Source organism: Streptomyces sp. NPDC088387 (genome assembly GCF_044753385.1).
Lineage (GTDB): Bacteria > Actinomycetota > Actinomycetes > Streptomycetales > Streptomycetaceae > Streptomyces.
Genome location: NZ_JBIVNC010000008.1, coordinates 270426 through 296852, shown reverse-complemented (window position 1 = coordinate 296852; position 26427 = coordinate 270426). Strand labels below are relative to the sequence as shown.

Annotated in this window: 23 protein-coding genes and 1 pseudogene; 20 read left to right on the top strand and 4 right to left on the bottom strand. The window is 69.6% G+C overall.

Annotation, left to right across the window (positions count from 1 at the left end):
* Positions 1 to 104: 104 nt before the first annotated feature.
* Positions 105 to 854, bottom strand: coding sequence for an IclR family transcriptional regulator (locus ACIQAC_RS23140; RefSeq protein ID WP_402193794.1), 750 nt, complete (start codon positions 852 to 854; stop codon positions 105 to 107).
* Between the two features lie 159 nt (positions 855 to 1013).
* Between ACIQAC_RS23140 and ACIQAC_RS23135 the strand changes: the two genes are divergently transcribed.
* From ACIQAC_RS23135 to ACIQAC_RS23125, 3 genes are read left to right on the top strand one after another with little or no spacing between them, the layout of a single operon-like run.
* Positions 1014 to 1646, top strand: a complete 633-nt coding sequence (locus ACIQAC_RS23135; RefSeq protein ID WP_402193793.1) for a nuclear transport factor 2 family protein — start codon at positions 1014 to 1016, stop codon at positions 1644 to 1646.
* Positions 1643 to 2710: a maleylacetate reductase gene (locus ACIQAC_RS23130; protein ID WP_402193791.1), complete on the top strand. Its 1068-nt coding sequence runs from the start codon at positions 1643 to 1645 to the stop codon at positions 2708 to 2710. The genes ACIQAC_RS23135 and ACIQAC_RS23130 overlap by 4 nt, the downstream gene beginning before the upstream one ends.
* Entirely contained in the window at positions 2707 to 3612 is a 906-nt protein-coding gene (locus tag ACIQAC_RS23125; RefSeq protein WP_402193789.1) for a dioxygenase, read from the top strand. The genes ACIQAC_RS23130 and ACIQAC_RS23125 overlap by 4 nt, the downstream gene beginning before the upstream one ends.
* Positions 3613 to 3668: 56 nt before the next feature.
* Here ACIQAC_RS23125 and ACIQAC_RS23120 read toward each other — a convergent pair whose 3' ends face one another.
* On the bottom strand, positions 3669 to 4253 hold the full coding sequence (locus ACIQAC_RS23120) for a TetR/AcrR family transcriptional regulator (protein ID WP_402193787.1): 585 nt from the start codon (positions 4251 to 4253) through the stop codon (positions 3669 to 3671).
* Positions 4254 to 4426: 173 nt separating this feature from the next.
* On the opposite strand from ACIQAC_RS23120, the gene ACIQAC_RS23115 reads away from it, so the two are divergent.
* The 3 genes and pseudogenes from ACIQAC_RS23115 to ACIQAC_RS23105 all read left to right on the top strand — a co-directional run bounded on the left by ACIQAC_RS23115 (position 4427) and on the right by ACIQAC_RS23105 (position 7358).
* Complete coding sequence (locus ACIQAC_RS23115) at positions 4427 to 5887, top strand: MFS transporter (protein WP_402193786.1); 1461 nt, start codon at positions 4427 to 4429, stop codon at positions 5885 to 5887.
* Positions 5888 to 5906: 19 nt separating this feature from the next.
* Positions 5907 to 6047, top strand: a pseudogene (locus ACIQAC_RS23110) (GMC oxidoreductase); the annotation flags it as partial.
* Between the two features lie 141 nt (positions 6048 to 6188).
* Positions 6189 to 7358 carry a sensor histidine kinase gene (locus ACIQAC_RS23105; RefSeq protein ID WP_402193953.1) on the top strand — a complete coding sequence of 390 codons (1170 nt, stop codon included), beginning with the start codon at positions 6189 to 6191 and terminating at the stop codon, positions 7356 to 7358.
* A gap of 299 nt (positions 7359 to 7657) precedes the next feature.
* On the opposite strand, the gene ACIQAC_RS23100 is transcribed toward ACIQAC_RS23105, so the two are convergent.
* Positions 7658 to 8203, bottom strand: coding sequence for a TetR/AcrR family transcriptional regulator (locus ACIQAC_RS23100; RefSeq protein WP_402193784.1), 546 nt, complete (start codon positions 8201 to 8203; stop codon positions 7658 to 7660).
* Between the two features lie 363 nt (positions 8204 to 8566).
* Here ACIQAC_RS23100 and ACIQAC_RS23095 point away from each other — a divergent pair, with 363 nt between their 5' ends.
* The 10 genes from ACIQAC_RS23095 to ACIQAC_RS23050 all read left to right on the top strand — a co-directional run bounded on the left by ACIQAC_RS23095 (position 8567) and on the right by ACIQAC_RS23050 (position 19060).
* Positions 8567 to 9730, top strand: a complete 1164-nt coding sequence (locus ACIQAC_RS23095) for a serine hydrolase domain-containing protein (RefSeq protein ID WP_402193951.1) — start codon at positions 8567 to 8569, stop codon at positions 9728 to 9730.
* Between the two features lie 258 nt (positions 9731 to 9988).
* Positions 9989 to 11056, top strand: a complete 1068-nt coding sequence (locus tag ACIQAC_RS23090; RefSeq protein WP_402193782.1) for an aldo/keto reductase — start codon at positions 9989 to 9991, stop codon at positions 11054 to 11056.
* Positions 11057 to 11275: 219 nt separating this feature from the next.
* Entirely contained in the window at positions 11276 to 12217 is a 942-nt protein-coding gene (locus tag ACIQAC_RS23085) for an SDR family NAD(P)-dependent oxidoreductase (protein WP_402193781.1), read from the top strand.
* A gap of 153 nt (positions 12218 to 12370) precedes the next feature.
* Complete coding sequence (locus ACIQAC_RS23080) at positions 12371 to 13402, top strand: SDR family oxidoreductase (protein ID WP_402193779.1); 1032 nt, start codon at positions 12371 to 12373, stop codon at positions 13400 to 13402.
* Between the two features lie 78 nt (positions 13403 to 13480).
* The gene (locus tag ACIQAC_RS23075) at positions 13481 to 13852 is read left to right on the top strand and encodes a VOC family protein (RefSeq protein WP_402193778.1); all 372 of its coding nucleotides are present in this window, start codon (positions 13481 to 13483) and stop codon (positions 13850 to 13852) included.
* A 128-nt stretch (positions 13853 to 13980) separates the two neighbouring features.
* The gene (locus ACIQAC_RS23070; RefSeq protein WP_402193776.1) at positions 13981 to 15156 is read left to right on the top strand and encodes a hypothetical protein; all 1176 of its coding nucleotides are present in this window, start codon (positions 13981 to 13983) and stop codon (positions 15154 to 15156) included.
* A 356-nt stretch (positions 15157 to 15512) separates the two neighbouring features.
* Positions 15513 to 16457: an alpha/beta hydrolase family esterase gene (locus ACIQAC_RS23065; protein WP_402193774.1), complete on the top strand. Its 945-nt coding sequence runs from the start codon at positions 15513 to 15515 to the stop codon at positions 16455 to 16457.
* Between the two features lie 81 nt (positions 16458 to 16538).
* Positions 16539 to 16874: a GMC oxidoreductase gene (locus tag ACIQAC_RS23060; protein ID WP_402193772.1), complete on the top strand. Its 336-nt coding sequence runs from the start codon at positions 16539 to 16541 to the stop codon at positions 16872 to 16874.
* Between the two features lie 14 nt (positions 16875 to 16888).
* A complete protein-coding gene (locus tag ACIQAC_RS23055) occupies positions 16889 to 17857 on the top strand; it encodes an ABC transporter substrate-binding protein (RefSeq protein WP_402193770.1) in 969 nt (322 codons plus the stop codon).
* Between the two features lie 6 nt (positions 17858 to 17863).
* Positions 17864 to 19060 (top strand): alpha/beta hydrolase, encoded by a 1197-nt coding sequence (locus tag ACIQAC_RS23050; RefSeq protein ID WP_402193769.1) that lies wholly within the window; start codon positions 17864 to 17866, stop codon positions 19058 to 19060.
* Positions 19061 to 19076: 16 nt separating this feature from the next.
* On the opposite strand, the gene ACIQAC_RS23045 is transcribed toward ACIQAC_RS23050, so the two are convergent.
* Entirely contained in the window at positions 19077 to 22121 is a 3045-nt protein-coding gene (locus ACIQAC_RS23045; protein ID WP_402193950.1) for a lantibiotic dehydratase, read from the bottom strand.
* 299 nt (positions 22122 to 22420) lie between these two features.
* Between ACIQAC_RS23045 and ACIQAC_RS23040 the strand changes: the two genes are divergently transcribed.
* From ACIQAC_RS23040 to ACIQAC_RS23025, 4 genes are read left to right on the top strand one after another with little or no spacing between them, the layout of a single operon-like run.
* Positions 22421 to 22573: a hypothetical protein gene (locus ACIQAC_RS23040; protein ID WP_402193767.1), complete on the top strand. Its 153-nt coding sequence runs from the start codon at positions 22421 to 22423 to the stop codon at positions 22571 to 22573.
* A gap of 60 nt (positions 22574 to 22633) precedes the next feature.
* Positions 22634 to 24643, top strand: coding sequence for a B12-binding domain-containing radical SAM protein (locus ACIQAC_RS23035; RefSeq protein WP_402193766.1), 2010 nt, complete (start codon positions 22634 to 22636; stop codon positions 24641 to 24643).
* On the top strand, positions 24640 to 25656 hold the full coding sequence (locus tag ACIQAC_RS23030; protein WP_402193765.1) for a DUF692 family multinuclear iron-containing protein: 1017 nt from the start codon (positions 24640 to 24642) through the stop codon (positions 25654 to 25656). Before ACIQAC_RS23035 ends, ACIQAC_RS23030 begins: the two co-directional genes overlap by 4 nt.
* A complete protein-coding gene (locus tag ACIQAC_RS23025; protein ID WP_402193764.1) occupies positions 25653 to 26423 on the top strand; it encodes a hypothetical protein in 771 nt (256 codons plus the stop codon). Before ACIQAC_RS23030 ends, ACIQAC_RS23025 begins: the two co-directional genes overlap by 4 nt.
* The last annotated feature ends 4 nt before the right edge of the window (positions 26424 to 26427 follow it).

Sequence of the window (26427 nt, the reverse complement as noted above, 5' to 3'; positions counted from 1 at the left end):
CAACTCGGCTTTCAGAACAACTTGGTTGGCCGGCAACCCGGGACAGAGCGGCCTTCGACGACCTCGCCCGGCCAACAGGCGTACCAGCCGGCACGCGGGCCGAGTCAGCCACTGAATCGCGCGATCGCCCGCGCCGCGGTGATGACCGCGGGCGCGAGGTGGTCGACGCGTTTTGTGGCTCTGACCACGATGCCCAGCGCTCCGAGCAGGACGTCGTCCGGCCCGAGGACGGGTGCCGCGACCGACACCGCGCCCACGCTCATCTCCTCCTTCGAGTAGGCGACACCGCCCTGCCTGATGCGCCTCAGTTCGGCGACGAGACGGGCGGGTTGCACGATGGAGAACGGTGTCACCCGGGTCAGACCGGTGTTGATCACCTCCTGCACCAGCTCCTTCGGCGAGTACGCCAGGATGCACTTGCCCACCGCCGTGGCGTGCAGGGGCAGATGCCCGCCCACCTCGGTGGAGGTGGGCGCAGAGTTCGGGCCGGCCACCTTCTCGACGCAGAGCGCCTGGCGTCCGTCGAGGACCACAAGCTGAACGGTCTCCTGGGTCGCCCCGTAGAGGTCGTACAGCATCGGCATCGCCGCTTCACGGATACCGCGCTGCTGCGGCGCCATGATGCCGATGTTCCAAAGTCGAATTCCCACTCGGTAGCGATTGTCGACGAGGCGCTCGACAGCCCCCCAGCGGCCAAGCTGGGCAAGAAGTCGCTTGGTGGTGGAAACCGGCAAATTCGATTTCTCTGAGATTTCCGTGAGAGTCAGCGCAGGATGCCGGAGGTCGAAGCACTCCAGAATGGTCAAGGCGCGCTCGACCACACTCGCCCCGGGCGTGCTGATGTTGCCGGCCATCGTGCCTCCTGGCAGATCCAAGCAGGGTGGAAAGCGTAAGCCCCACTGCCGCTCAGTGGCAATCCGTCCTAGGGCGGAGGCGATGACGCCTCTACTGTCGTCACATATCGCGCTGCATCAAGAATATGCAGGTGCGTACCCCTATGGAGGTTTCCGACCATGGTAATGCGAAGGCCGTTCTCCGCCGCCCCGCCCACCGCCGCGCAGGAAATTCGCGGCGTGATCGAGAATTGGGCGATCTGGCGTGATTCCGGGGACTGGGAGCGATTCGCCACCGTATGGCATCGCGACGGCTACATGTCGGCCACATGGTTTCAGGGCAGCGCCGAGGAATTCATTGCCGTCTCGCGGAAAGGATTCGAAGCGGGCGTTCGCATACTGCACTTTCTCGGCGGTACGTCGGTCGACGTGGTCGACGATCGCGCCGTCGCGCAGACCAAGATGACGATCACCCAGCGCTCCCGTGTGCACGGAGTACTCGCGGACGTCGTGTGCACGGGGCGCTTCTACGACTTCTTCCTCCACGAGGAGGGCCAGTGGCAGCTTGTCCACCGGCAGCCGATCTACGAGACCGACAGGCTCACCCCCGTGGACCCCGGCGACCGTCTCACCCTCGACGCCGCCAGGCTCGCCGCGTTCCCCGTGGGCTACCGGTATCTGGCCTACCTTCAGACCGAGGCCGGTCACACGGTGCAGAACGGTCTGCCCGGACTCGTCGGCCCCGAAGTGGAAGAGCTCTACCGCACGGGCGACGCCTGGCTGGCGGGCGCAGCGGTCCCGGAGTACCGGTGAACGCCGCTCGGCCCGCGCCCTTCACCCAGGACGACCTCCCGGGACGAGTGGTGTACGGCCGCGGAGCCGCCCACAACGAACTGGCGGCGGAGCTGGCCCGGCTGGGAGTTCGGCGCGTGATGCTGGTCGCCACTCCCGGCGGAATGCCACTGGCCCAGCACCTCACGCTCTCACTGAAGGACCTCGTGGTCTGCGCGTTCGACGGCGTCCGCCCCCACGTTCCCTACGAGACGGTCGTCGAGGCGCGCCTTCTCGCCGAGCAGTACGAGAACGACGCGGTGTTGTGCGTGGGAGGGGGCTCCGCGGTAGGAACCGCCAAGATGATGGCCCTCACGCGGCGGGTACCCGTCGTCGCGGTGCCGACCACCTATTCCGGCTCGGAAGTGACACCGATCTGGGGAACCACCATCAGCGGCGCGAAGCGGACCGGACGTGATGTACACGTACGCCCGCAGGTCGTGGTGTACGACCCCGAACTCCTCAAGACCCTTCCCGCGCCCTTCGCCATGGCCTCCGGCCTCAACGCGGTCGCCCACTGCGTCGAGTCGCTGTGGCTGAGCGACGCCCCCGCCGTCCGGCTCTTCGCGGCCGAGGGCGTAGCCGCGCTGGCCCGGGGACTGCGCACGCTCGCCACGGGCGAGGACGGCTCGGACCACCTGCTCTACGGCGCCTATCTGGCGGGCACCGCGTTCGCCGCCGCCGGCTCGGGCCTGCACCATCTGATCTGCCACGTACTCGGCGGGGCCTTCAATCTGCCCCACGCCGAAACCCATGCCGCCGTGCTCCCGCACGTGCTGGCCTTCAACGCCACCGCCGTGCAGGACCGACTGGCCGTGCTCGCGGACGCGTTGAAAGCCGACCATCCCGTCACCGGCCTGAGCCGGCTCTACGAGGACATAGCCGCGCCCCGTTCACTAGCCGCTCTCGGTCTGACCGCACAGCAGATCCCCCGGGCGATCGAACTGGTCCAGGCGTCACCGCCGGTGCGCAATCCCCGGCCCGTCGAGCCGGACCAGGTGCGGGCCATCATCACCGCGGCACACGAAGGAAGGGGATACCGGTGACGACCGACGACATCACCCGCGAAGCGGCGGCAGCGGACGAACGCGCGGCGCTGGAGCAGGCGGTGACCGAGAAGGTGATCGCGAGTTTCGCGGACTCCACAACGGACCGCTTCGGTCGGCTCATGGCCAGTCTCGTCCGCCATCTCCACGCCTTCGCCCGCGACGTGCGCCTGACCGAGGCCGAGTGGGAGGCCGCGATCCGGTTCCTGACGGACACCGGGGCGATCTGCGCGGACAAACGACAGGAGTTCATTCTGCTGTCGGACGTACTGGGCCTGTCGATGCTCACCATCGGCATCAACTCACCCCCTGATCGTGCCGTCACGGAGTCGACGGTCTTCGGGCCGTTCTTCGTGGACGGCAGCCCGCACATCAGCCTCGGCGGCACCATGTCCGCCGGAGCCGCGGGCCGCCCGTGCTTCGTCGGCGGCCGCATCACCGACGAAGAGGGCGTCCCGGTGGCGGGGGCACGTGTCGAGGTCTGGGAGGCCGACGACGACGGTCTGTACGACGTCCAGTACGAGGACGACGTCACCCAGGCGCGCGGACATCTCTTCTCGGACGAGAAGGGCGGCTACCGCTTCTGGTCGATCGTGCCCTCGCCCTACCCCATCCCCGACGACGGGCCGGTCGGCCGACTTCTGCGCGCGGCCAACCGCTCGCCCATGCGTCCGGCGCACATCCACTTCATGGTGAGCGCTCCTGGCTTCCGTACGCTGATCACACACATCTTCGTCGCAGGTGGGCCCCATCTGGAGAGCGACGCGGTCTTCGCCGTCAAGCCGGGCCTGATCGTCGAGTTCGCGCAGCAGCCTCCGGGGCGCGCGCCCGACACCGACGTGATGGCCACCACGTGGTACCGGGCGGAGTTCGACATCACACTGGCGCGCGCCGAAGCCTGACACCACGGACCGCGTCCACCCACCCGGGAGTACTGGAGTACATGAGTACTGGAGTACTAGAGGCTCCGCGGTTCCTGCTGGATGCCGTTGAACACCGTGGCGATCAGCCGCCGGCCTTGGGCGACGCCGTCGTCGTCGGGTGCGACGCGCCACAGGAAGCTCATCAGCATGATGAGGTCGGCCGGGTCGTGGCCCGGTGCGACGGTGCCCTCCGCGACACAGGCGTCGACGAGTTTGCCGACCGCCTCGCTCGCCGGGCCCCAGGCCTCGGCCACCAGGCTCTGGGCGGCGGCGGAGTGCAGTGCGTCACCGAGGCCGTGTTTGATGCGGATGAAGCCGGCAAGGGTCTCGAACCATTCGACGAAGGCCGCCTTCGCGGAGGGGGAGCGGGCGAGCAGCTCGTCGGCCATGCCGCTCAGCCGGTCCACGTCGTGCCGGTACACGGCGACGAGCAGGTCGTCGCGTGTCGGGAAGTGCCGGTAGAGCGTCGCGATGCCGACGCCGGCGGCCGTGGCGACGTCGGTGAGGGGAACGAGGGGGTTCTCCGCCAGTAGTCGGTGTGCCGTCTCGATGATGGCCACGCGGTTGCGCGCGGCTGCCCTGCGCTGGGTCCCGTAGCCGGACTGTGTCTCCTCGCTCATATCTGAATTCTGCCTTCGCTTTGACTCGCGGAGGATCCTCCGCTAGTTTGAGAATACATTCGGAGGATCCTCCGTGTTGTGTTCCCCTCATCGGCGCCTCACCCACTGCCCGGCTGTAGCCGGCGCCGGTTTCCGGCATGTCGCGGATGTGCGCCACGGACGAAAGACCTCGCATGACAGACATCACCGCTTCCGCCGACAGGGCGACCGGCGTCGCCACGGCACCGGCCCGCCGCTGGTGGCTGCTGGCCGGCCTCGGACTGGCACAGATCATGATCACGCTGGACGCGACGATCATGAACATCGCACTTCCCTCGGCCCAGGCCGACCTCGGCTTCAGCGCGGCCAGCCGTTCGTGGGTACTCACCGCCTACACCGTCGCCTTCGCCGGCCTGCTGCTGCTCAGCGGACGCCTGGCGGACCGCATCGGACGCCGTAACGTGCTCATCATCGGCCTGGTCGGCTTTATGGTCGCCTCCGCCGTCGGGGGAGCGGCACCGAGCTTCGGGGTGCTGATCGTCGCCCGCGCCGTGCAGGGCGTCTTCGCCGCGCTACTGGCGCCGGCAGCCCTGGCGATGGTGACGACGACCTTCCCCGGTGGACCCGACCGGGCCCGCGCCTTCGGCATCTTCGGCGCGATCGGGGTGGCAGGCGCGTCCGTCGGACTCGTCCTCGGCGGCGTGCTCACCGAGTACCTGTCCTGGCGCTGGGCGATGTACATCAACATCCTCTTCGCGATCCCCGCGATCCTCTTCGCCGTCCTTCTCGCACCGCGCGAACGCTCCGGCTCCGCCCGGATCAGCCTGCCGAGCACCCTGACCGTCTCCGCCGGTCTCGTCGGTGTCGTCTACGGCTTCACCAACGCGGGGGAGCACCACTGGGGCGACTTCTGGACCGTCGCCCCGCTCGTCGCGGGCGCGGTGCTGCTTGCCCTGTTCGCCGTTCTCCAGACCCGGGTCGTCCACCCCCTGCTGCCGTTGCGCGTCCTGAACGACCGCGACCGTGTCGGCGGTCTCGTCGGGATCTTCGTGGGGACCGCGAGCCTGTTCGGTGTGGTGCTGTTCAGCGCCTACTACCTTCAGGGCGTCCTCGGGTGGAGCGCGCTGAAGACGGGGCTCGCCTTCCTGCCGCAGCCCGTCGCCCTCATCACCGCCGGTGTCGTTCTCGGCCCGCGCCTGAACCGGCGTTTCGGCCCCAAGGTCCTCATGCCCACCGGCCTCGTCCTCGCGACCCTGGCCGTGCTGTGGCTGACACGTCTGGATCCCACCTCGACCTACGCCGCCGACATGCTGCCCGCGATCGTCGTCCTCGGCTTCGGTCTCGGACTGTTCTTCCCCATCAGTACGGCGCTCTCCACCCGCGGCCTGCTGCCCGAGGACGCGGGCGTCGGCTCCGCCCTGGTCGGCACGTTCCAGCAGGTCGGCGGCTCCATCGGGGTGGCAGTCCTCAACGCCGTCGCGGCCTCGGCCACGGCCGGATACCTCACCGCCCACCGGCCCACGGCCGCCCTCCCCGCCGAGGCGGCCGTCCACGGCTACACCACCGCCTTCTGGATCTCGACCGCCATCTTCGCCGTCGCCGCCCTCGCCACCGCGGTGCTGCTGCGCCGCAAGGCCGACGAATCCACGTCCTAGGCCCCGAGCGCGGCAACCCATGCCTCCGGGAGTACCACCCACTGTGCGTATCCACCGCCCTCGGGCACGGACGGAGCCGGACTTCCGGGTCCGCGGAGCGGGCAACCTGTTCGTCGCCGACGCGTCGGTCATCCCGCATCTCATCAGCAGTCACACCATGGCGCCCTCCATGTATGGGGAAGAGGTCGCCGCCCGGCTGATCCGGAACCGGCACCGACTCGGGGGACAGGAGGCCGGGAGCAGGAGACCGGGCGACCGATGGGAGGAGGTTGTCCTCGGAGGTCCGGGCTACGTTGAGTCGGTGCGCGTACCTCTACAGACTCGCCCATGGCTGGACCCACTGGTCGCCGTCGTCATGGCCGGCGTCGGTGCGGCCAGCATCGTCCTCGGTCCGCCCACGGACCGGCCCGTGCTGCAATGGGTGCTGGTCGAGGCTGCCGCGCTGAGCCTGGCACTGGCCCGCAGGCTGCCCACCGTCGGGCTCGCCGTCAGTACGGTGCTGACCGCGGTAACCGGACTGGTACTGCCCGACGTCAGTCATGTGGCACCCCTGGCGGCGGGTGTCCTGCTCGGAGTGGTCGCCTATCGCCGCAGCATGGTTTTCACGGCGGTGGCCTGGGCCGTCACCGTCGCCGCCGTCCTGGCGGGGATGGGCAGTGAGGCGAGCGAACTGCTGGACGGGACGGACGGTGTCCTGATGACCCTGGCGACCGTCCTCGCCGTCGCCGCGCCGGCCGCCTCCGGCCGCTACCTCTCCGCGCTGAGCCAGGCCGCCGTCGTAGCCGAGGAACGCGTCCGGGAAGCGGAGGAACGGCGCCTGGTGGAGATACACGCTGCCCGCATGACCGAACGTGCGCACCTTGCAGGCGATCTGCACGACCTCGTTGCGCACCATGTGTCCGCCATAGCCCTGACGGCAGGCTCGGCCCACTACGCCACGGCGCACGCCCCCGACGAGCCGCAACGGTCCGATGCCGCGCTGGAAGGGTTCCTGTCCATTCAGGTCGCCGCCCGCCAGGCCCTGGACGACCTGCGAGGCCTGTTGCACGTTCTGCGCGACCCCAGCAGCCCCGACGTCCTGGTGGACCCCGAGCGGATGATCACCGACGCCGTCGAACGCAGTCGGTCGGCGGGGCTGAACGTGACATTCACGCACGACAGTCGCGTGGGTCAGGTGCCGCTCGCCCTGCGCCTCACCGTCGCCCGGGTGATGCAGGAGGGGCTGACCAACGCGCTGAAGCACGCAGGTCCCGGCTCGGACGTGGCAGCCGCCGTAGCCGTACGCGACGACCGGATACTCATCGACGTCACCAACACCCTGCACCCCGCTTCCGCCGTGAACCTTCCGGTGTCCGGGCACGGCCTCATCGGGATGCGAGAGCGGGTCGAGGTGCTCGGCGGGACGCTCGACGTGGGTCCCGCCGCCCACGGCTGGCACCTGGCCGCCGCCCTGCCACTGGCCGCGCGGTAGATCGGGCGACCCCGCGCGGAGCAGACGGAAAACGGCCAGTCCTGCACGCTCCGGGGGGGATGGCCCGCAGGACTGGCCGGACCGACATCCAGCCTTCTCGGTCGGTGTCGGTCGTCTCGGCGAAAGGCAGGATCCGTCCCCACGTCCCTGCCTCCACAGTCGAGCCGCCGCTCACGGCCCACTGCCGAGTCAACCCGGAGATCTCTCCGGTTCGCTCCGGACGTTACCGGAGAGGTCTCCGTATGGCAACCGGGGATGGTGGGCGCAGCCCAGGCTCGGGCGCCGGCCGAGGGCTCTTCCTACGTGGGTACGCGGATGCTGTCCAGGGCGAGGTCGAGCAGGCGTTGCGCCTGCTTCTCGCCGGCGGAGTCCTTGGGAACGCGCCAGACGCAGCTCATCAGCATGAGGACATCGTCCGGGTCCAGCCCCGATCGGATGGTGCCGTCCGACTGTCCGGCTTCCAGCAACGTCCGGATGGCACCCGTCACCGGGCCGTGCGACTCCCTTGTCACGGCGTCGTGGGCGGCGGAGGTCAGGGCCTCGCCGAGACCCTGCTTGATGGTGATGTGGGCGGCGAGCCGCTCGAACCAGCGGCGCAGCGCTTGCAGGGGCGTTTCGGTGAGCAGCAACTCCGAGGCCCACTCGACGAGTTTCTGCACTTCGGTGCGGAAGACTTCGAGAACGAGCGCTTCGCGGTTGGGGAAGTGCCGGTAGAGGGTCCCTGGCCCCACCCCGGCCCGCTTGGCGATGGAGTTCAGGGATGCTGAGTCGTCCTCGGTGAGCGCTTCGCGAGCGACGCTGACGATCCGGATTCGGTTCTGCTGTGCGTCACTCCGCTGACCCATGACATCCCCCGTTCTGTGGCCCGAACTTACATGAGATTCAAACATGGGACGTGTGGCGCCGGTTAACCGACGTGAACCACGGCTGGCGGGTGTCCACCGTGCGGAGCGCGGCCGCTCGAAGGGTGGAGTGGGCCGGTCCGCGAGTGCTCCGTTGAGTCGTCCCCGCTCCTGAGGTGGCCGAACCGCCGAGACGGAGAGCTCTCCGTCTCCCTCTTGACCAACCGGAGAGCTCTCCGTTACGTTGCTCGCGGAGGGCCGGGCCGACTCGTCGGGCGGGCCGGACAGGTGTTCCGCCAAATAGCCCGAGAGTGATCCGAATGCATAGGCGGATGGCGAATTCAATTCCCGTTTTCATTGTTCACCGTGAGGAGAGTCATGTCTGTTTTCGGCACCGTGCAACCTGGTTATGAAACCGTGCGTGAGGCATTCGCCGCAGGCCAGGAAGGAGACGAGGGTGACGCGCAGCTGGCCGTGTACCGGGACGGCCGACTCGTCGTGGACCTGTGGAGCGGACGCTGGTCGGGGGAGTCGGCCGTCATTCTGATGTCATGCACCAAAGGCCTGATGGCCACCTGTGTGCACATGCTGGCGGAACAGGGACGGCTCGACATCGACGCCGCGGTCCAGGCGTACTGGCCGGAATTCTCGTCGCCGGACGTCACGGTTCGCCATCTGTTGACGCATTCGGCCGGCCTGCCCGGGTTCGCCAAGTCGATGGGCGTCGACGCGCAGAAAATCCTGGACTGGGAGGCGTGCACGGAAGCTCTTGCCGCTGCCGAACCATTGTGGAAGCCGGGAACGGCGTACCGCTATCACTCCTTGACCTTCGGCCACCTGGTCGGAGAGGTCATTCGGCGAATCACCGGCCAGACGCCCGGTGAATTCTTCCGCGCCTCGGTGGCTGAGCCCCTCGGACTCGCGTTGTGGGTGGGACTGCCGGCCGGTGAGGAGGGCCGGGTCACCCCGATCTTCAGTACGAACCCGCTGCCCGGTGTCGACGAGACTCTCGCGCAGCTCGCCTCACTGGGAATCGACATCAATGAGCCCGTGCTGCGCACCGTAATGGAGGACCGTCAGGCCGGCGAGGGGGCCGAGTCCCTGTTCAACCGCCGGGAGGGGCGCGCGGCAGAGATCCCGGCTGCCAACGGCATCGGCAACGCACGGTCTCTCGCCCGTATGTACGCCGCACTGATCGGTGAGGTGGACGGCGTCCGTCTCCTTCACCCCGACCAGGTCGCGATTGCGAGCACGCCGCAGACCGACGACCTTCCCGCCGCGGGTGCGTTCGCCGCGATCCCCACCCCGAACCCCCTGCGCTTCGCCCTCGGGTACGAGGCACCTCGTCCCGGCAACCCGATGCTGGGCTCCTCCGGCTTCGGGCACTCCGGCCTCGGCGGCAGGCTCTCCTTCGCCGACCCGGAGAGCGGGCTGGCTGTCGGCTACACCTGCACGAACGGGTCGTGGAACGTCTACGAGGGCGCTGACCCACGCTGGCTGCCGTGGCTGGCCGCCCTTGGCGATCTCTGACTGCTGGACGTCGACTCCGCGGAAGTCTCTTCGGGTCGCCTGCGGTTTGCGAAGAGGAGAGCTCTCCGCTAATCTGGCACTAAATGGAGAACTCTCCGTTTGCTGTGGGGTCGGACGCACGCGACGTTGTCCGTAGGTCCGGCAGCCGCTTGCTGAGATACGCCGGCCCCGCGGCATCACGGCCACTCATGGTCGTCCGTACCGGACGACTGACATGGCCCTCTTCTACGAACGCTGGAAAGCTGAGGACGCCGACCCATGCAACTCGACAACTACCGCACCCTTGGCTGCTCCGGACTCCGTGTCAGCCCGATCACGCTCGGCACGATGGCCTTCGGGGACCCGGGCTGGGGGTCGGACGACAAGACGTCCGCCGACCTCATCGGCGCGTACCTGGATGCCGGCGGCAACGTGATCGACACGGCCAACGGCTACACGGAGGGTGCCTCCGAACGGATCATCGGCGCCTACCTGGCCGCACACCGGGACCTGCGGGATCGCGTGGTGATCTCCACGAAGTTCGCCCGGGGCATGTTCCCCGGCGACCCGAACGGTGGCGGCGCGGGCCGGAAGGCGGTGATCCAGCAGGCCGAGGCATCCCTGCGGAGGCTCGGCACCGACTACATCGACCTGTACTGGCAGCACTGCTGGGATCGGCACACGCCGCTTGAGGAGACCCTGACGGCGCTCGACGACCTCGTACGCAGCGGCAAGGTCCGCTACATCGGCCTGTCGAACACTCCGGGGTGGGCCGTCGCCCGGATGGTGACACTGTCCGAGTACCGGCACCTGGCTCCGGTGGTCGCACTCCAGGTCGAGTACTCCCTGGTCCGTCGTACCGTGGAAGGCGAACTCTTCGGCGCCGCAAGCGAGTTCGGCCTGGGCGCGCTCGCCTACAGCCCGTTGGCCAGTGGTGTGCTGTCGGGCAAGTACTCCCGGGACGACCGCAGCCCCGAGGGTTCGGGGCGGGGAGCCCTGGCGGAGGCCCAGCTCAGCGACCGGACGTTCGACATCATCGACGTACTGCGCCGGGTGGCCGACGCCAACGGGTGCAGCGTGGCCGCTGCGGCCCTCGCCTGGGTACGGCAGCAGCCGGCGACGACCTCGACCATTGTGGGCGCCCGCTCCCTCGGCCAGCTCCGGGCCAACCTCGACTCCCTCGCCGTGACGCTCCCGGACGAAGCGCTTCAGGAACTCGACAAGGTCAGCGCGCCCGATCTGAACTACCCCTTCCCCTGGCTGGCCACGATCGCCACTCCGCTACAGCAGGGCGGAACCGAGATCAACGGCATCGGTGCGGCCGCGTACCGGCGCAACGTGAAGTAGTTCAGCGCGTCGCAGCCACGGCACCTGCCGCGAGCCGGCAGGTGGGCGCGGACCTGTCCGTGACGTCTCGGCAGTGATCCGGCAGTGATCCGGCAGTGATCCGTCAGAAGGCGGTCAATATCAGGTCGATATCAACAGAAGGGCCGGCACGCCAACATGCCCACTTCACAACGGCCACTTTCCACCCGCCGCTTCGACGCGTCCGCAACCGCCGAAGACGTGGTCAAGGGCCTTGATCTGACGGGTACCGTCGCCGTCGTCACGGGAGGCCACTCCGGTATCGGGCTGGAGACGACGCGGGCGTTGCGCCATGCCGGTGCCACCGTCGTCGTTCCCGTACGTGACCCTGCCAAAGGTGCCCTGGCGCTCGCAGGCGTCCCGGGTGTCGAGATCGAGCACCTCGACCTTCTGGACCCGTCGTCCGTGGACACCTTCGCCGAGCGGTTCCTCGGCACCGGCCGCCCTGTGCACATGCTGGTCAACAGCGCCGGCATCCAGGGTGTGCCACTGCGGCTGGACGACCGTGGCTACGAATCCCAGTTCGCCACCAACCACCTTGGCCACTTCCAGCTGACGGTGCGGCTGTGGCCGGCCCTGATGCGGGCGCGGGGCGCTCGAGTGGTGTCTGTCTCCGCTGCCGCCCACCGGGTTTCTCCCGTGGTCTTCGAAGACATTCACTGTGCGCGGCGCGAGTACGACCCCATGGCCGCCTACGGGCAGTCCAAGACCGCCAACATCCTCTTCGCCCGTGGGGTGGACGAGCGCGGTGAGCGTCATGGCATCCGTGCGTTCTCACTGCACCCGGGCGCGATCGTGGGGACGAACCTGAGTCCGTGGGCCACCGGTGACGTACTGCGGTCGCTCGGCCTCGTCGATGACAGCGGGAACCCCGTCATCGACCCGCGGCAAGGCAAGAAGACGCCCCAGCAAGGGGCTTCGACCAGCGTGTGGTGTGCGACGAGTGAGGAGCTCGTCGGTGTGGGGGGTGTGTACTGCGTCGACAACAACGTTGCATCGCTCGCTGTGCCACGGGAGGACGACGGCCGCTGGGTCGCCGAATTGCGCGTCCCCACCGGCGTCTCCCCGCATGCGGTGGACGCACATGCGACGGCGACGCTGTGGGACGTCAGCGAGGCGTTGACGGGCGTGTCGCTGGATTGAGCCGATCCGCGCACCCGTGGGCGCGACGCCGGTTCCTGGTTCGGCCTGCCCGCCCCGCGCGACACGTCTGCGTTTGCCAAGTGGAGAGCTCTCCGTTAGATTGGCCTTAAGCGGAGAACTCTCCGATTGAGACTTGCAAGGAGGACGAGGATCATGGCTGAAGTACTGGTGACAGGCGGATCGGGATACATCGGCAGCTGGTGCATCCTGGCTCTGCTGGAAGCAGGACACTCGGTACGCACCACCGTCCGCAGCCTGTCCCGCGAAAGCGAGGTCAGGGCGAACCTCCAGCGGGGCGGGGCCGCGCACGACGCACCGCTGCGTGTGGTGGCCGCCGACCTCACCAAGGACGAGGGCTGGGCCGAAGCGGTGCAGGGCTGCGACGCCGTACTGCATGTCGCTTCTCCCACCCTCACCAGCGTGCCGAAGTCGGACGACGAGATGGTCGGGCCGGCCCGCGACGGCGTCCTGCGCGTCCTGCGCGCCGCCCGCGATGCGGGCGTACGCCGTGTGGTCCTCACTTCCGCCATCGGCGCCGTCGCCTACGGTCACCCCGACCGCGACGTCCCCTTCACCGAAGAGGACTGGACCAACGTCGACGCGCCGGGCATCCAGCCCTACCAGAAGTCCAAGACGCTTGCGGAGCGCGCCGCCTGGGACTTCGTCAGGACCGAGGGCGGCGGCATGGAACTGACCACGGTCAACCCCACCGGCGTACTGGGACCCGTCCTCGGACCCGACTTCTCGCCCTCCCTCGGACTCATCCAGCGCATGCTCGAGGGCAAGATGCCCGTGTCCCTCAAGTTCGCCTCCGGCTACGTCGACGTACGCGACGTGGCCGACCTCCACCTGCGCGCCATGACCGACCCCGCCGCCGCGGGCCAACGCTTCATCGCCACCTCTGGACACAGCCTCTGGGTCCGCGAGGTCGCCGCAATCCTCCACGAACGCCTGGGGGTACGAGCCGGCAAGGTACCCACCCGGGAGATGCCCGTCTGGGCCGCCCGAGGTGTCGCCCTCGTCAACCCCGACATGCGCATGCTCCGCAAGCTCCTCGGCAAGAACCTCGACGCCACCTCCGAGAAGGCCCAGCGTGTCCTGGGCTGGCGCCCTCGCCCCGTCGAGGACACCATCGCCGAAACCGCCGAAAGCCTGCTCGCCCTCAACGCCACCCGGGCGGCCTGACCCCCGCCACCACCCGACGGCGACGAACGCCGGTCGTGGACGTACTGAGTGAGTCACAGAGCAGAGAGCTGATTTCACATGACTGAGCCTGTTGGACGTCTGGGGTCCGTGGCCCTGGACTGCGACAACCCCCGCGCGCTGGCGGCGTTCTGGGCAGCGGTGCTCGGCGGCACCATGCGCATCGAGACGGATTCCTTCTGTGCGGTCGCAGTCGACGGCCTGTTGCTGGTCACCGTGCGCGTTCCGAACCACCAGCCGCCGCAGTGGCCCGACGGCGACCCGAAGCAGTTCCATCTCGACGTGGCTGTGGACGACCTGGACAAGGCCGAGGGTCTGACGCTGGCCGCCGGCGCGACCAAGGCCGCCGCGCAGCCGAACCCGGAGAGCTGGAGGGTGCTGCTGGATCCCGCCGGCCACCCGTTCTGCCTGACCACGCTCATTCCCCACTAGACGCGGGCAGTGCGACGCCGGGGCTCGGGAGGAGCCGCCGGGCTGACAACAACGGAAGCAGGACGGATTCAATGACCAGCGTATTGCAGCGGCCACTCGGGGCTGTCGAGCGTATGTATCACCGGAACATGGGCGACCTGTCCATGCTGTTCACCATGGCCGTGGAGTTCGCGGTGGAACTCACCGCGGAACAGGTCTCCGGAGCCCTCGCCGCCGTTCAGCGGCGCCATCCACTCCTGCAAGCGCAGATCGAGGACCACCCGGTGAGCCGGCTCGGTTTCTACCGGCCCGAGCCCGTGCCGCCGATCGGTCTGGTGGTGCTGCGCCGGCCCGCCGAGACATGGCAGCGCGTGGCCGGCGAAGAGGTCGTCAAGGGATTCGACACGTCCGTGGCTCCTCTGATGCGCGCGGTACTGATCGGCGACGGAGGTCCGTCGGTACTGCTGCTGACCCTCTATCACTCGGTGGCCGACGGAGTCGGCACGATGGCTCTCGTCAGGGACATGGTGCGCGCGCTCAACGGCGAGGAACTGGCGCCTCTCCCGTTTCCGCCGGCACAGGAGGACCTGATAGGCAGTCTGCTGCCGGCTCCGACGGAGCTGGAGGCGGGGCCGCCTCCGGCCGACGACCCGCGGATGGACATACCCGTCGCCGGGCGGCCGTACGACGGCGCCGTCCCTGCGATTGCCACGCTCACGCTGGACGAGGTGTTCACCCGGCGGCTCGCGGGTCGCAGTCGGCAGGAGAAGACCACGGTGCACTCGGTCGTGTCCGTGGCCGCTGCCCGTGCCAGGAGTGTGGTGGGAGGCGAGGAGTACGTGCGGGTGCTGACGCCGTTCGATCTCCGGCCGTGGATCGGTGGGGACGGAGTCTGCGTCGACTACCACGCCGCGACCCGCACGGGATCGGAGCCGTTCTGCGGGGACACGCTGTGGGATCAAGCACGCGCGGTGCGGGACGCGTTGGCCGGCCCGAGGTCGCCCGCCGCGATCTCCGCCGCGAGTGCGGCCATCCAGAAGTACGTTCCCGTCCACGCCGACGCGGCGACGGCGACGGCGGTCATGGGATCGTTCGCCTACGACATCCTCGTCAGCAACAAGGGCGTCGTGTCCCTGAAGGGCGCCCTCAGGCCCGTCGCCCTGTGGGGCGGCATCGCGCCGTCCCAGCTTGAGGGTGAGGACCGGATCAGTGTGATCACCTACGACGGGCAGTTGCGGCTGACCGCCAACGGCTACGGATCGTCCGGCCGGTTGCTCGCCGAGATCCGCGATGTCCTTCACGAGGCGGTTGCCGAGACGCCGTGAGCCGGGCGTGGTCCGAGGCGTTTCGTTCATTAAGTTCGCGACCTCAACCGGATGTGCCTGCCATGGTTTTCCACGTGGCAGGCATCATCGCTGATCTGCTCTTTTCCTCCGCGAGAACGGTATGCGGAAGTGGTCGCGAGAACTGCCGGCTTCAAGAGGCGAAGGCATGCGGCCGGAAAGGTGTGTCCGGAGCATATTGCGTGGCCATGAAGTGGCGCTAAGGTCCCGGCCGACGGTCCTCGCGAGAGCCACCGTCAACGCAGTCGACGCTGTGCTTCATCTGCTCCGCCCCCACCCGCATCGCGCCGCCGGGCCCAGGCATGGGTCCGGCGCTCCCGGTCCCGATCGGAGAGCACATGTCCCGCCATGTCCGGATGATCGCCACCACCGTGGCCGCCGTCCTCCTGAGCGCCGCCGCCTTCACGCCCGCCGCCGCGGCAGCCCCGGCCCAGCCGGCCGCGGCAGCGGGCTGCGCCGGCCCCAACTCCCAGATCCCGCCCGGCAGAACCACCAGCCGCACCCTCACCGTCGGCGGCCTCCAACGGACCTACCGGGTCCACATCCCCGCCACCTACACCGGCACCAACCCGCGCTCCCTCATCCTCTCCTTCCACGGCCACGGCCGTACCGCCGCCTACCAGGAGAGCCTCACCCAGTTCTCCGCGGTCAACGCCCTGCTCGTCTACCCGCAGGGCGTCACCGGCACCGACGGCGACACCGCCTGGCAGGGCGCGCCCTACTCCGCCCCGGGAGTGGACGACATCGCCTTCACCAGAGCGATGATCGCCCAACTACAGACCGACCTGTGTGTCGATCCCCGCAAGATCTACGCCTCGGGAAAGTCCAACGGCGGTGGCTTCGCCGCCCTCGTCGGCTGCCGCCTCGCGGACCGGGTCGCCGCCGTGGCCACCGTCGCGGGCGCCTTCTACCCACAGGGCGGTACCTGCCAGCCCCAACGCCCCATCCCCGTCCTTGACTTCCACGGACAGGCCGACTCCACCATCCCCTACAACGGAGACGCCTCGAAGGGCCTGCCCTCACTCCCGACCTGGCTCGCCGCCTGGGCCCGCCGGGACGGCTGCGCCGCCACTCCGCAGAACACCCGGGTCAAGACCAACGTCGTCCGTCAGGTGTGGCCGTCCTGCGCCGGCGCGAGCGCGGTGGAGCACTACCGCATCGAGGACGGCGGTCACGTGTGGCCCGCTACCGTGCCCAACGGTGACACGGCCACCCCGACCACCATCGATGCGACGCCCCTCATCTGGAACTTCTTCCTCGCGCACCCGATGCCGGCCGCATAAGCACTCCACGGCACACCCCTGGGGCGCTCCCGCGCGACGCCGGAGCGTCCCAGGGCCGCGGTCCCGCTGACACCGACCCGCTTGCGGCGCAGCCCCACGGTCTCGACCAGCCACCCCGCCGGCACCTGCCGCGTCGGCATCAACGACGAGTCGGTCGTCGATCCGGCCCCGCACGTCCAGGGCATCACCGGCCCGCGGATCGCGGACACCTCCATCATGCCTACGCTGCCGCGCGCGAACACCCGACGAGGCGATGAACGAGGCGATGAACGAGGCGGGGAGCACCATCTCCTCATCCCACATCTCCTAACCCCACGGCAGCCTGCGCACACTTTATTAGGTAAGGATCACCTAACTTTAACCACTGGCTGCCCCCCTCGTCCCGAGAATGAAGAGAGAAGACGAGAACACCCATGAGCAACACCCCTCCGATGAGACGCGGCGCAACCCTCGCCGCCGCACTGATGAGCGCGTCGCTCGTCCTCACCGCCTGCGGCAGTGACAGCGACGACACCGGCGGCAAGGCCACCGAGACCCGCAGCATCAAGGCCGAGAACGGCACCATCAAGGTGCCCGTCGACCCGCAGCGGATCGTCACGATCGGCAACACGAACCTCCCCTTCATCGACCTGGGCGGCAAGCCGGTGGGTGTCACCGAGGCGTCCGACTCCGACCTCGACGTGCTGCCCAAGGAACAGAGGGCCGCGTACGAGGCGGCCGAGGTCGTCGGCGGCACCGGCGGTGAGGTGGACCTCGAGAAGCTCGCCGCCCTCAAGCCGGATCTCATCCTGGTCCAGTTCTCCGCCACCGACTGGGACAAGGTCGGCAAGCGACTCGAGACAATCGCCCCGACCGTGAGCTGGGGGCTCGACACCGAGTGGAAGACCTTCGCCGACGCGATCGCGGAGGCCGGCAACGTCGCGGACGAGCTCAGCCGGCACAAGGCGGAGTTCAAGGAGAAGGTCGCCAAGATCCAGAAGAACTACGGCAGCGTCATCAACGGCACCTCGTTCGTCGACGTCTCCCGCGGAACCTGGAACGATCCGGGAACCTTCTACATCGCCGACATCGGTTGCTCCGAGATCGCCCGGGACGACATCGGCCTGGACCTCCCCAAGGCGGCCGAGGGCAAGGACCCCCTGGCCTACGAAGCCCTGCCGTTCGAGCAGATCAGTGAGCTGTCCAAGTACGACGTGATCACCTACTCCGTCGACGCCGACGGCCGGCCGACAGAGCCCTTCGAGTCGGTGGTCACGACCAACACCTGGAAGGCGCTGCCCGCCGTGCGCTCCGACCGGGCGCTGGGGGTCTTCTGCCCCGGCAACAACTCCTACGGGCCCGTCAACCGGTACCTGGACTCGCTCGACAGCGCACTGGCGACCCTCCCCGGCAAGCAGTGACATCAAATGGCTGACCCGTTGGTCGAGAAGCCGGCGACCGGTGAGTGGAGCCCGGGTAGCTTCCGGCAGCACCTTGAGGAGACGGGTGCACCGCTTGTCGAGCGGGTCTCCGCCGACGAGGTGGAGGTGACGTTCGTCGACGAACCCGGAGACGACACGACGGTCACCCTCTCGGTGGTGATCGGCCCCCGAATCGGCTTCAACCCGATCGACACGGAGTTCGCCCCGGTGGCGGGGACGCCGTTCCGCGCACTCACCCTGCGGATGCGTTCCGACCTGCGCTTCTCGTACGTGTTCACTCGACGCGGGCCGACGGGGGAGGGCGTACGGGTTCCGGACCCGTTCAACCCGCCACCGAGGTTCTCGGAGTGCTCGGTGGAGCGGTTCTCCGGGGCCTCGGTGGCAGTGCTGCCCGACGCGGTGCCGTTGCCCTGGCTCGATCAGGCCGAAGACGGGCCGGCCCCCGCGGTGGAAGAAGCCGTGCTGGCGAGCGAGGTCCTGGGAGACGAACGCCGCATCTGGGTCTCGATGCCGCCGGGGGAGTTCTCGGAGGAGAGCGCACTGCCCTTCGTGATCCACCTGGACGGGACGCCGGACCACAGCGCGCCGGGCGTCCGTGACGCACTGGTCCGGGCGGGGCTGGTCCGACCCTGCGTGGTGGTCCTGGTCGGTCAGCCCGCACCGCAGCGCGACAAAGAGCTGCTCTGCAACCCGGCGTTCTCCCGGATGCTGGTCGAGGAACTGCTGCCGTGGCTCCACCACCGCTATCCGCTCTCGCGGGACCCCGGTGACGTCGCGCTGGCCGGCGAGAGCTTCGGCGGTCTGTGCGCCGGCTGGACAGCACTCCACCACCCGACGACGTTCGGCAACGCCATCCTCCAGTCCCCGTCGTGCGGGTACCACCCTGACCTCAGGTGGGGCACCGGGGCAGGTGAACTGCTGCGCCGCACCCCCGTACCCACACTGATCGCCGACTACCTGGCCGCGGCAAAGGCACCGATCCGCGTCTTCCACGACGTCGGTGAACTGGAGAGCTCGAACACCCACAGTCGCTGGCTGGACCAGGTGCTCACCGCGAAGGGCTACGACACCCTCTACCGGGAGTTCGCCGGCGGACACGACTACGCGTGGTGGCGAGGACTCTTCGCCGATGCCCTGCTCTGGTGCTTCCCGCTCAACAGCGTTGATCGGAGCGGGACATGAGGAACTGCTGTCGTCGTCACGGCGTTCTTTTCGCTCGTGCCGTCCAGCTCAGTGCGGCGGCTCTGGCCAGGTGCAGGTGTGTGCGTTCCTCGGGAAGTCCCGGCCCGTGCATGCGGACGTGGTGAAGACGCAGTAGATCCGGGAGCACGTCCTGCGGGGTGAGTGTCCCCGCAGCATCGAGCGCGCCGCGGTAGGCGGCCAGTGCGGCGCGGCGGGCGGACCAGGTCGCGGTGACGTGTGTGTCCAGCACCGGGATGCCGGGGGCCCCGGGCGTGAGGGCGGCGGTCGTCAGGGCGATGGTCCGGTCGTAGACCGCCCGCGGTGGCGCGCTCCTGTCCGTGCGGGTGTGCGCGACCAGCCAGGTCATCGCCTTCGCGGTGTCCCCGAGCAGGCTGACGGCGATGTCCACCATGCTCGCGGCGGTCACCGCACTCGCGGCAGCGCCCGGGCCGGCCTGCGCGGTCAACTGGGCGAGGACGGCGGCGGAGTCGGCGGCGAAGCACTCCTCGGCCGCTTCCATCGCCGCGGGGCCGCCGAAGCGCGCGGTCTGCGGGTAGTACGTCTCCAGACTCGCGTCGGTGACCAGGCCCGCGTGCCGAAGCCGCTCGGTCCACTCGCCGACCTGCCCGACAGCGGTGCCGAGCGAACCGGGCGTGCAGGCCAGACGAAGACGTAGGTGGTCCTCGGGATCACGATGGTGATCCTCGGGATCACGATGGCGGACGAACCACCAGCGGGGCTCTCCCAACTCCCCGAGCAGGGACGGCAGATGCCGGGTCAGGAGTGGATCCTGGCGGTCGCGGGGCCCATGCAGGCTGATGGCGAGCAGGTCGCCGCAGCCCGGCAGACGGCCTTGTTCCTGAGTGACGGCGGAGCCCGATCCGCGGACCGGTGCACGAGGCCGATCCACGGCGACCAGGGGAATGACGATCTCGTGGGCGCGGCCGCCGGTCCAGCCCAGGTCCCCGGCTTCCGGTGCGGCACGCAGCAGCGCCCTGCCGTCGCGCTCCACATGGGTGCGGAGCAGGACCCGGTGCGAGGGCTCCGCCAGGTCCAGGCTCATACGCCGGTCGCCGTCGCCCAGGTACACCTGCCCGGGCAGGAGAACCTCACGGCGCCACTCGGCCAGGGCCTTGTCCCACTGCGGCCACGGTGTCCGCGCGTCGGGCAGGTCGTTGATGCCGAGGGTCCAGCGGGCCGGGGCCAGTTCGGTGCGCCCGTAGCGCAGTGCGGGCAGGAACGGCAGGCTGGAGACGGCCGCTCCCCACGAGAACCCGCTGCACGGGACGGTCAGTGCCACCGGTGCCTCGACCAGGAACCGCGCCAGCGGATGGGTGTGGTGGCTCAGACTCACCGCGTTCGGCAGCATCGTGTGCACCGGGCGGCGGCGGGAGACCGAGACCAGGTGCAGTTGCCCGGCGTCGGCGGTCACCGCCAGGTCCGACACGGGCAGCCGGTCCGCGTCGGGGCCGTGGTAGTCGCCGAGGGGGATCACCAGCTCCGCCAGTTGCGGGGCGTGCGAGACGTTCGCCGAGCGGATGTACAGCGGGGTGGTACTGATCTGCGCTGTCAGCGCGTCCTGCTGCACTCCGGGCACGCCCGCGTACACCTCGGTCATCCGGCGGCGGTCCTCTGCGTCGAAGAGATGCAGAAAACGTCCGGTCGCTCTTCCCGCCGCACGGGCCACCCCGACGACGTGCAGCGTGAACTCCCCTTGTTCCAGGGCGGACACGCTCGCGGCGTGGACCCGCACGGTCAACTCGGTGTTCGGCTGCACGGGCCTGCCGTGATCCGCCACCGCCAGTTCGTCGATCGCGGCGTCATCGAGTCGGACGTGCCGGCGGCGCCCCGTCGCGGCGGCGTACGCGAGCCGCAGCAGCCGGCTGTCCCTGGCGGTCAGCGTCGGGCCGGTTGTCGGGCCCGTCGTCGCGCCGGTGGTCCCGAGGTAGCCGGACGGGTAGCCGAGGTGGCCAACGGCGTCCAGGACGGGGACCACCGCTCCCGGGCCGTAGTGATCGAGGAAGCGGCCGTGCCAGGCGACCCACTCGGTGCTCAGTGCCGCCCTCGGCGCCAGGCGCGTGAGTGCCGCGGCGGCCTTCGCCGCCTCCTCGGCCACCGCCTCCGGGATCACCAGGTCCCAGTCCAGCCGCAGGTCGAGGGCGAGCGCGGGTTTCGCGGTGGGACAGAGCCGTGTCATCGCGGCCGTCAGCCGTGTCCGTTCGGCGCGGGCACCCGCGGGGGTGGTGATCGCGGCGTCGTGCCGTGCCAATTCGGCCGCGACCGCACTCAGTTCAGCAGCCACGGGCAGCTGCCGCGGTATCGGTCCGAGCAGCACGGCGGTGGGGTCGGACGCCGTGACCGCGGGACGCAGAGCGGTGATCAGGAACCGCTGTCGTACCAGGTTCGCGAGCAGGTTCTCGATCGCGGTGGGCGAAGCCGCCGGGAAGCCGGCGGACAGTGTTGCCGCGAGATCCGCCCACAGGACCGGTGTCCGTGCGCCGTCCATGGCCGTGCGGACCGGCCCGGTCGTACGTATCCCCACGTGCACGGGGTCGCCGCCGTTCGCACTGCTCGATCGGTGCTCGATCATCAGGCGTCCGTCGCGCTCGAACGCGAGGCTGGAGGCGAGGAGCGTCAACCGGGGCCGCAGCTCCCGGAGTTCCTCCAGCCCGTCGACCAGAGCCGCGGTCCACGCCGCGTCCGGCCGGGTGACCGCCCGATGGTCGGAGCCCGTACGCAGCAGGGGAGTTGCCCCGGTGCGGACGACCTGGACACCGGCGAACAGGCCGAACGGAGTGGCACGTGCGCGGGCGCGCAGCAGGTAACGCACCACCGACAGGGTCGCGCGCCGCACGGCGGGCTCCGGCACCGGTTCGCCGGCGGTTATCTGATGCACCCGACTCGCCAGGTCCGGGCTGGAGAACGCGACCGCGGTGGCGAAATCGGCTGACCGCCAGGTCTGTTGAAGCCACGCGCGCCACGACTCCGGGTGCGCGGACGGTCCTGTCAGGTCCGGCCAGACCGTCGGGTGGTCGGGATGCCGGACCGCCGCCCGAACCACGGCCGCATCGACATGGCGGTACACACATCCCTCCAGCAGCACAACGGCGTTGTTCTCTGTACGGCGTTGTCCCCTATTTTCCCGAACTGCCCGGCACCTGGGGCGAATATGGGTCATGGTGATTGTGGCTGTTGCTGCGCCGCCCTGGTGCCGCAGTGTCTCCATGAGCCACTGATCTGGCTGGATTCCAACGCCCGAACGACGACGTGTGGGCTGTTGACGTGCGTGTGGTCTGGCTAGCGTGGGCGCCACGCACGGCAGCGACACGTTCCCATCATGTTTGCGAAGGGGAGAAAATCATGACTGCTGTATCTCCTGAGACACTCGCCGATGAGGAATTCGGTGAGCTCGAAGAACTCCAGGTGATCGATTCCAGCGAGCTGAAGCTCGGCGCGGCGTACCACACGTACACCTACATCGCTGCGGAGAACACGGAGGACATCCCCGAATAGGACCCCGGGAGCCTGGGCAACTCTGCGACGGACGAGACCGGTGAGCCGAGGAGGTGGGTCGTGCCGTCCAGCGAGTCGACGGACCGTACCCGCACCGACGTCCTGCTGATCTTCCCGCCGCAGACCGAGGCCAGGTTCTTCCCGTATCTGAGCCTGCCCTACCTGACCGGCCACCTGCGGCGCCGGGGCCGGCGGGTTCACCAGGCCGACCTGAACATCGCCGTGCTCCACGAACTGCTGCACCGTCCCGCGCTGCTGGACGACGCGGTCCGCGCCCAGGACACGGGCGACGACGACTCGGCCGTGCGCGACTGGTACCGCCGAGCGGTGGCCGACGTCTTCGCCGCGCACATCGGCGAGCTGCGTGCCCATGTCCTGCACAAGGAGCCGGCCGGCGAGCTGGGCCCCGACCGCGCGGTCCGGCTCGCCTCTCTGGGCCTCGAACTGCTGGTCCGCGACACCTTCCTGGTGCGGACCTGGGAGAACCTCGACCGGCTCGACGATGCCGCACGCCGGGCCGCGGACCGGCCACCCGCCACCTCGGGGGTACCGGTCGCCTCGCTGCACCGCCTGGTGACCGGGCTGCTCGGCCGGCATCGCCCCCGGGTGGTCGGCCTGTCCGTGGCGTTCTTCAGCCAGCTCGCGCCCGCGCTGCTGATCGCCGCCTGGGTCCGGCGGCTGGCGCCGGACACGCAAGTCTGCCTGGGCGGACAGCAGGTGATGCTCCGTCATCACGCCCTCGCCCGGCTCCCCGGAGTACGGGAAACGGTCGACGCCCTGTGCACGACCGCCGGTGAGGAGCCGCTCGAACGCTGGCTGGACGCGCTGGACGGGACGGTCCCGCTCGCCGCCGTGCCCGGCATGACCTGGCTGCCCCGTTCCGGGGCCGGGCCGCGCACGGGGCCCGCGGTGACCCTGCGCTTCCGCGACCTCGGACCACCCGACTTCACCGGACTGCCGTTCCGCTCCTACCTCAACGACGCCCTGGAGCTCGCGATCGTCTCGTGCGTCGGCTGCTACTGGGGGCGGTGCGCATTCTGCTCGTACGGCAACCGGTCGCTCCCGCAAGGCGGTTACCAGCAGGGCACCGCGACCCAGATCGCCGACGCGGTGGAGTCCGTGGTCCGCGCCACGGGCACCCGGTACGTGTCGGTCGCGGACGAGAACACCAACCTGCGGCTGATCCGGAAGGCGATGCACGCGGTACGCGAACGCGGCATACGGGTCCGGTTCGGCGTCCGCAGCAGACTGGAGTCGGTGCTGACCGACCCGCGGTTCTGCCACGACCTCGCCGCGGTCGGCTGCGCGATGATCTCGGTCGGCTACGAGGGCACCTCGCAGCGCCTGCTGGACCGGATGGAGCGGGGCGTGCGAGCCGCCGACTACCAGCTGATCCTCGACAACCTCGACGCTGCGGGCATCGCCGTGCGGTTCAGCGTGATGGGTCAGGTCCTGGACGAGACGCCGGACGAGTTCGAGGCATCCCTGCGCTTCCTCGTCGACAACGAACGGCGGATCGGCATCGACGCGCTGGAGCTGATGGTCGCGGAGCCCGGCAGCAGACTCGTGGACAGCCCGGAGGAGTACGGGCTCGCCCTCGACGACTCCGAACGCCTCGCGGGCAACCCGGAGTTGAGCTACCTGGCCGGCCGGGTCGGCCACCCCCTGTCCGTCCCCGGCGGCCCGACGCGCACCGAGGCACTGGACCGGCTGGTGCGGATCTACGACACCGTCAGACCGGGCCGCACGAACGGCTCGGCACCCTCGCGCCCCGCCCCGAACGGCCCTCGCGCACCCGCCGTCACAGCCCTGCGCCCGCACCCGTGGGTCCGCACCGTGCCCGCGTACGCCGCCGACCACGCGGCCGACCGCGTCACCCTCGCCGACCTCGTCCGGGAGCGGTTCTACGCACTTCCCCGCGACGACGTGGAACAGCGCGCCGACGGCCTGCTCACGGCCCGCACCGACCGTGGCCGCCGCCTGCTGGCCCGGCTGGCCGCCGCGGCAGCCGGCACCCCCGACCCGGCACATTCGGCCGACCCGGCCCTCTCAGCCAGGAGCTCCTCATGACGCAACCGTCGCGCACCGCACCAGGCGGCGCCCCAACCGTCACCGTCACCGAGGCCCCGCCCCGGATGGGCCTGGGGGTCCTGATGGACATGCCGTGGGGCGGCGGACGCCTCGGCAGGCGCGGCATCGGATTCGTGGAGAGCGACGACGGCGGCGGAGACATCACCGACCGGGTCCGTGCCTTCCTGCACCGCCACGGCGGCGACTTCGCCTACTCGGCCCTCGCGTTCCAGCCGCGCTCACGCGCCCGCGTAGGGCCGGCCGACTACGTGAGCGCGTACGACCGCTTCTTCGAGGCGGTGCCGGCCGGAACGGCCCGCGCCTTCCACCAGACCGAGCTGAACATGGGCACGCCCGAGCCCTACGACCGCCGCCCGGCCGCCGACTTCACCAACGAACTGGCCGCCCGCTACGGTTTCTCCTGGGTCGTCGAGGACCTGGGCATCTGGAGCCTGCGCGGCATACCGATGCCCTACCCGCTCCCGCCGCCGCTGACCGAGCCGGGCCTGGAGATCGCCACCCGGAACGTGGCGGAGGCGGCCCGGCTGCTCGAACCGCCGCTGCACGTCGAGTTCCCCGGCTTCACGGAGGGCGGCTCGTTCGTCCTGGGGCACATGGACGCCTTCGAGTACTTCGCCCGGCTGGCCGAGGACGCCGACGTGCGGGTGACGCTCGACGTCGGCCATCTGCTCAGCTACCAGTGGCTGAGGGGACGTACCGGAGCGAGCATGTACGACGGTATCGAGGCACTGCCCCTGTCCCGGTGCCGCGAACTGCACCTGTCGGGCTGCCAGATCGTCGGCGGCAAGTTCCGCGACCTGCACCACGGCGTCCTGCTGGACGAGCAGTTGGAGCTCACCGAGTACCTGCTGCCGCGCTGCCCCAACCTCCTCGGAGTGTCCTACGAGGACCCCATGTACCGCGAGGACGGACAGCTGGTAGAGAAGTCCCGGCGCAACTACGCCCGGCTGCGCGACCTGGTCGCCGACTGGCAGCGCGGGGAGGCGGCGTGACGACCGTGGAACCGGGCGCGTCACTGGACGGCGAGCAACTCACCGACCTGCTCATGCGGTTGCTGCTGGACGCGGACCTGCGGGCCCGGCTCGCCGACGAGGGCGCCGAGGCGGTGGCCGCGGATCCCGGCGAGCTGGAGTGCCTGGCCTCCGTCGACCTGGCCGAACTGGACACCACCGCACGGCGGTTGCGCTCCCAGGTCTGGCGGCCCGGCAGCGGCAGCAGCCTCGGGACCACGTTCCCGCGCGGCCTGGGGCTGCTCCAGGACGCCGGTGCCACGGAGGCCGACCTGCTCACCGGCTTCCTCGGCTCGGCGCACTTCGCCCGGTACCGGCTGATCCCGTACACCACTCCCGGGCTGTCCGCGGAGGAGGCGTTCGCGTCCTACCTGCTGGACGACGCCGGGCCGGGGGCACTGCGCGACACCGTGACCCACGAACTGATGATCGCCCTGTTCACCGCGCTGGCGTGCGAGCAGCCGCTGTCGTTCGTGATCGAGGCGGACGGAATCGTCCCCACCGACCGGGGCCACGCCGCCGTACGTACGTACGCGGCGGCGTCCGTGGCCAGTTGGGGGACCACCACCGGTGAGCGTCCTGCCGGGCAGACCCAGGGCACGGACGAAGTGCACTACGCGTACTTCACCACGTCCGCCGGGCTGGCGCACGGCGTGGTGTCCGGGCGGGTGGCGGAGGCCTTCGAGGCCGAACCGTCGGACCGGCGCGAGACCGCGCGGCAGGCACTGGCCCGCCGCCGACTGTGGTGACGGG

Excerpts from the sequence above, each read along its gene's own strand:
- ACIQAC_RS23090 (WP_402193782.1), top strand. The coding sequence starts at position 9,989 with ATGCAACTCGACAACTACCGCACCCTTGGCTGCTCCGGACTCCGTGTC.
- ACIQAC_RS23055 (WP_402193770.1), top strand. The coding sequence starts at position 16,889 with ATGAGACGCGGCGCAACCCTCGCCGCCGCACTGATGAGCGCGTCGCTC.
- ACIQAC_RS23100 (WP_402193784.1), bottom strand. The coding sequence starts at position 8,203 with ATGGGTCAGCGGAGTGACGCACAGCAGAACCGAATCCGGATCGTCAGC.
- ACIQAC_RS23050 (WP_402193769.1), top strand. The coding sequence starts at position 17,864 with ATGGCTGACCCGTTGGTCGAGAAGCCGGCGACCGGTGAGTGGAGCCCG.
- ACIQAC_RS23075 (WP_402193778.1), top strand. The coding sequence starts at position 13,481 with ATGACTGAGCCTGTTGGACGTCTGGGGTCCGTGGCCCTGGACTGCGAC.
- ACIQAC_RS23140 (WP_402193794.1), bottom strand. The coding sequence starts at position 854 with ATGGCCGGCAACATCAGCACGCCCGGGGCGAGTGTGGTCGAGCGCGCC.
- ACIQAC_RS23030 (WP_402193765.1), top strand. The coding sequence starts at position 24,640 with ATGACGCAACCGTCGCGCACCGCACCAGGCGGCGCCCCAACCGTCACC.
- ACIQAC_RS23070 (WP_402193776.1), top strand. The coding sequence starts at position 13,981 with ATGGGCGACCTGTCCATGCTGTTCACCATGGCCGTGGAGTTCGCGGTG.
- ACIQAC_RS23120 (WP_402193787.1), bottom strand. The coding sequence starts at position 4,253 with ATGAGCGAGGAGACACAGTCCGGCTACGGGACCCAGCGCAGGGCAGCC.
- ACIQAC_RS23065 (WP_402193774.1), top strand. The coding sequence starts at position 15,513 with ATGTCCCGCCATGTCCGGATGATCGCCACCACCGTGGCCGCCGTCCTC.
- ACIQAC_RS23135 (WP_402193793.1), top strand. The coding sequence starts at position 1,014 with ATGGTAATGCGAAGGCCGTTCTCCGCCGCCCCGCCCACCGCCGCGCAG.
- ACIQAC_RS23115 (WP_402193786.1), top strand. The coding sequence starts at position 4,427 with ATGACAGACATCACCGCTTCCGCCGACAGGGCGACCGGCGTCGCCACG.
- ACIQAC_RS23080 (WP_402193779.1), top strand. The coding sequence starts at position 12,371 with ATGGCTGAAGTACTGGTGACAGGCGGATCGGGATACATCGGCAGCTGG.
- ACIQAC_RS23040 (WP_402193767.1), top strand. The coding sequence starts at position 22,421 with ATGACTGCTGTATCTCCTGAGACACTCGCCGATGAGGAATTCGGTGAG.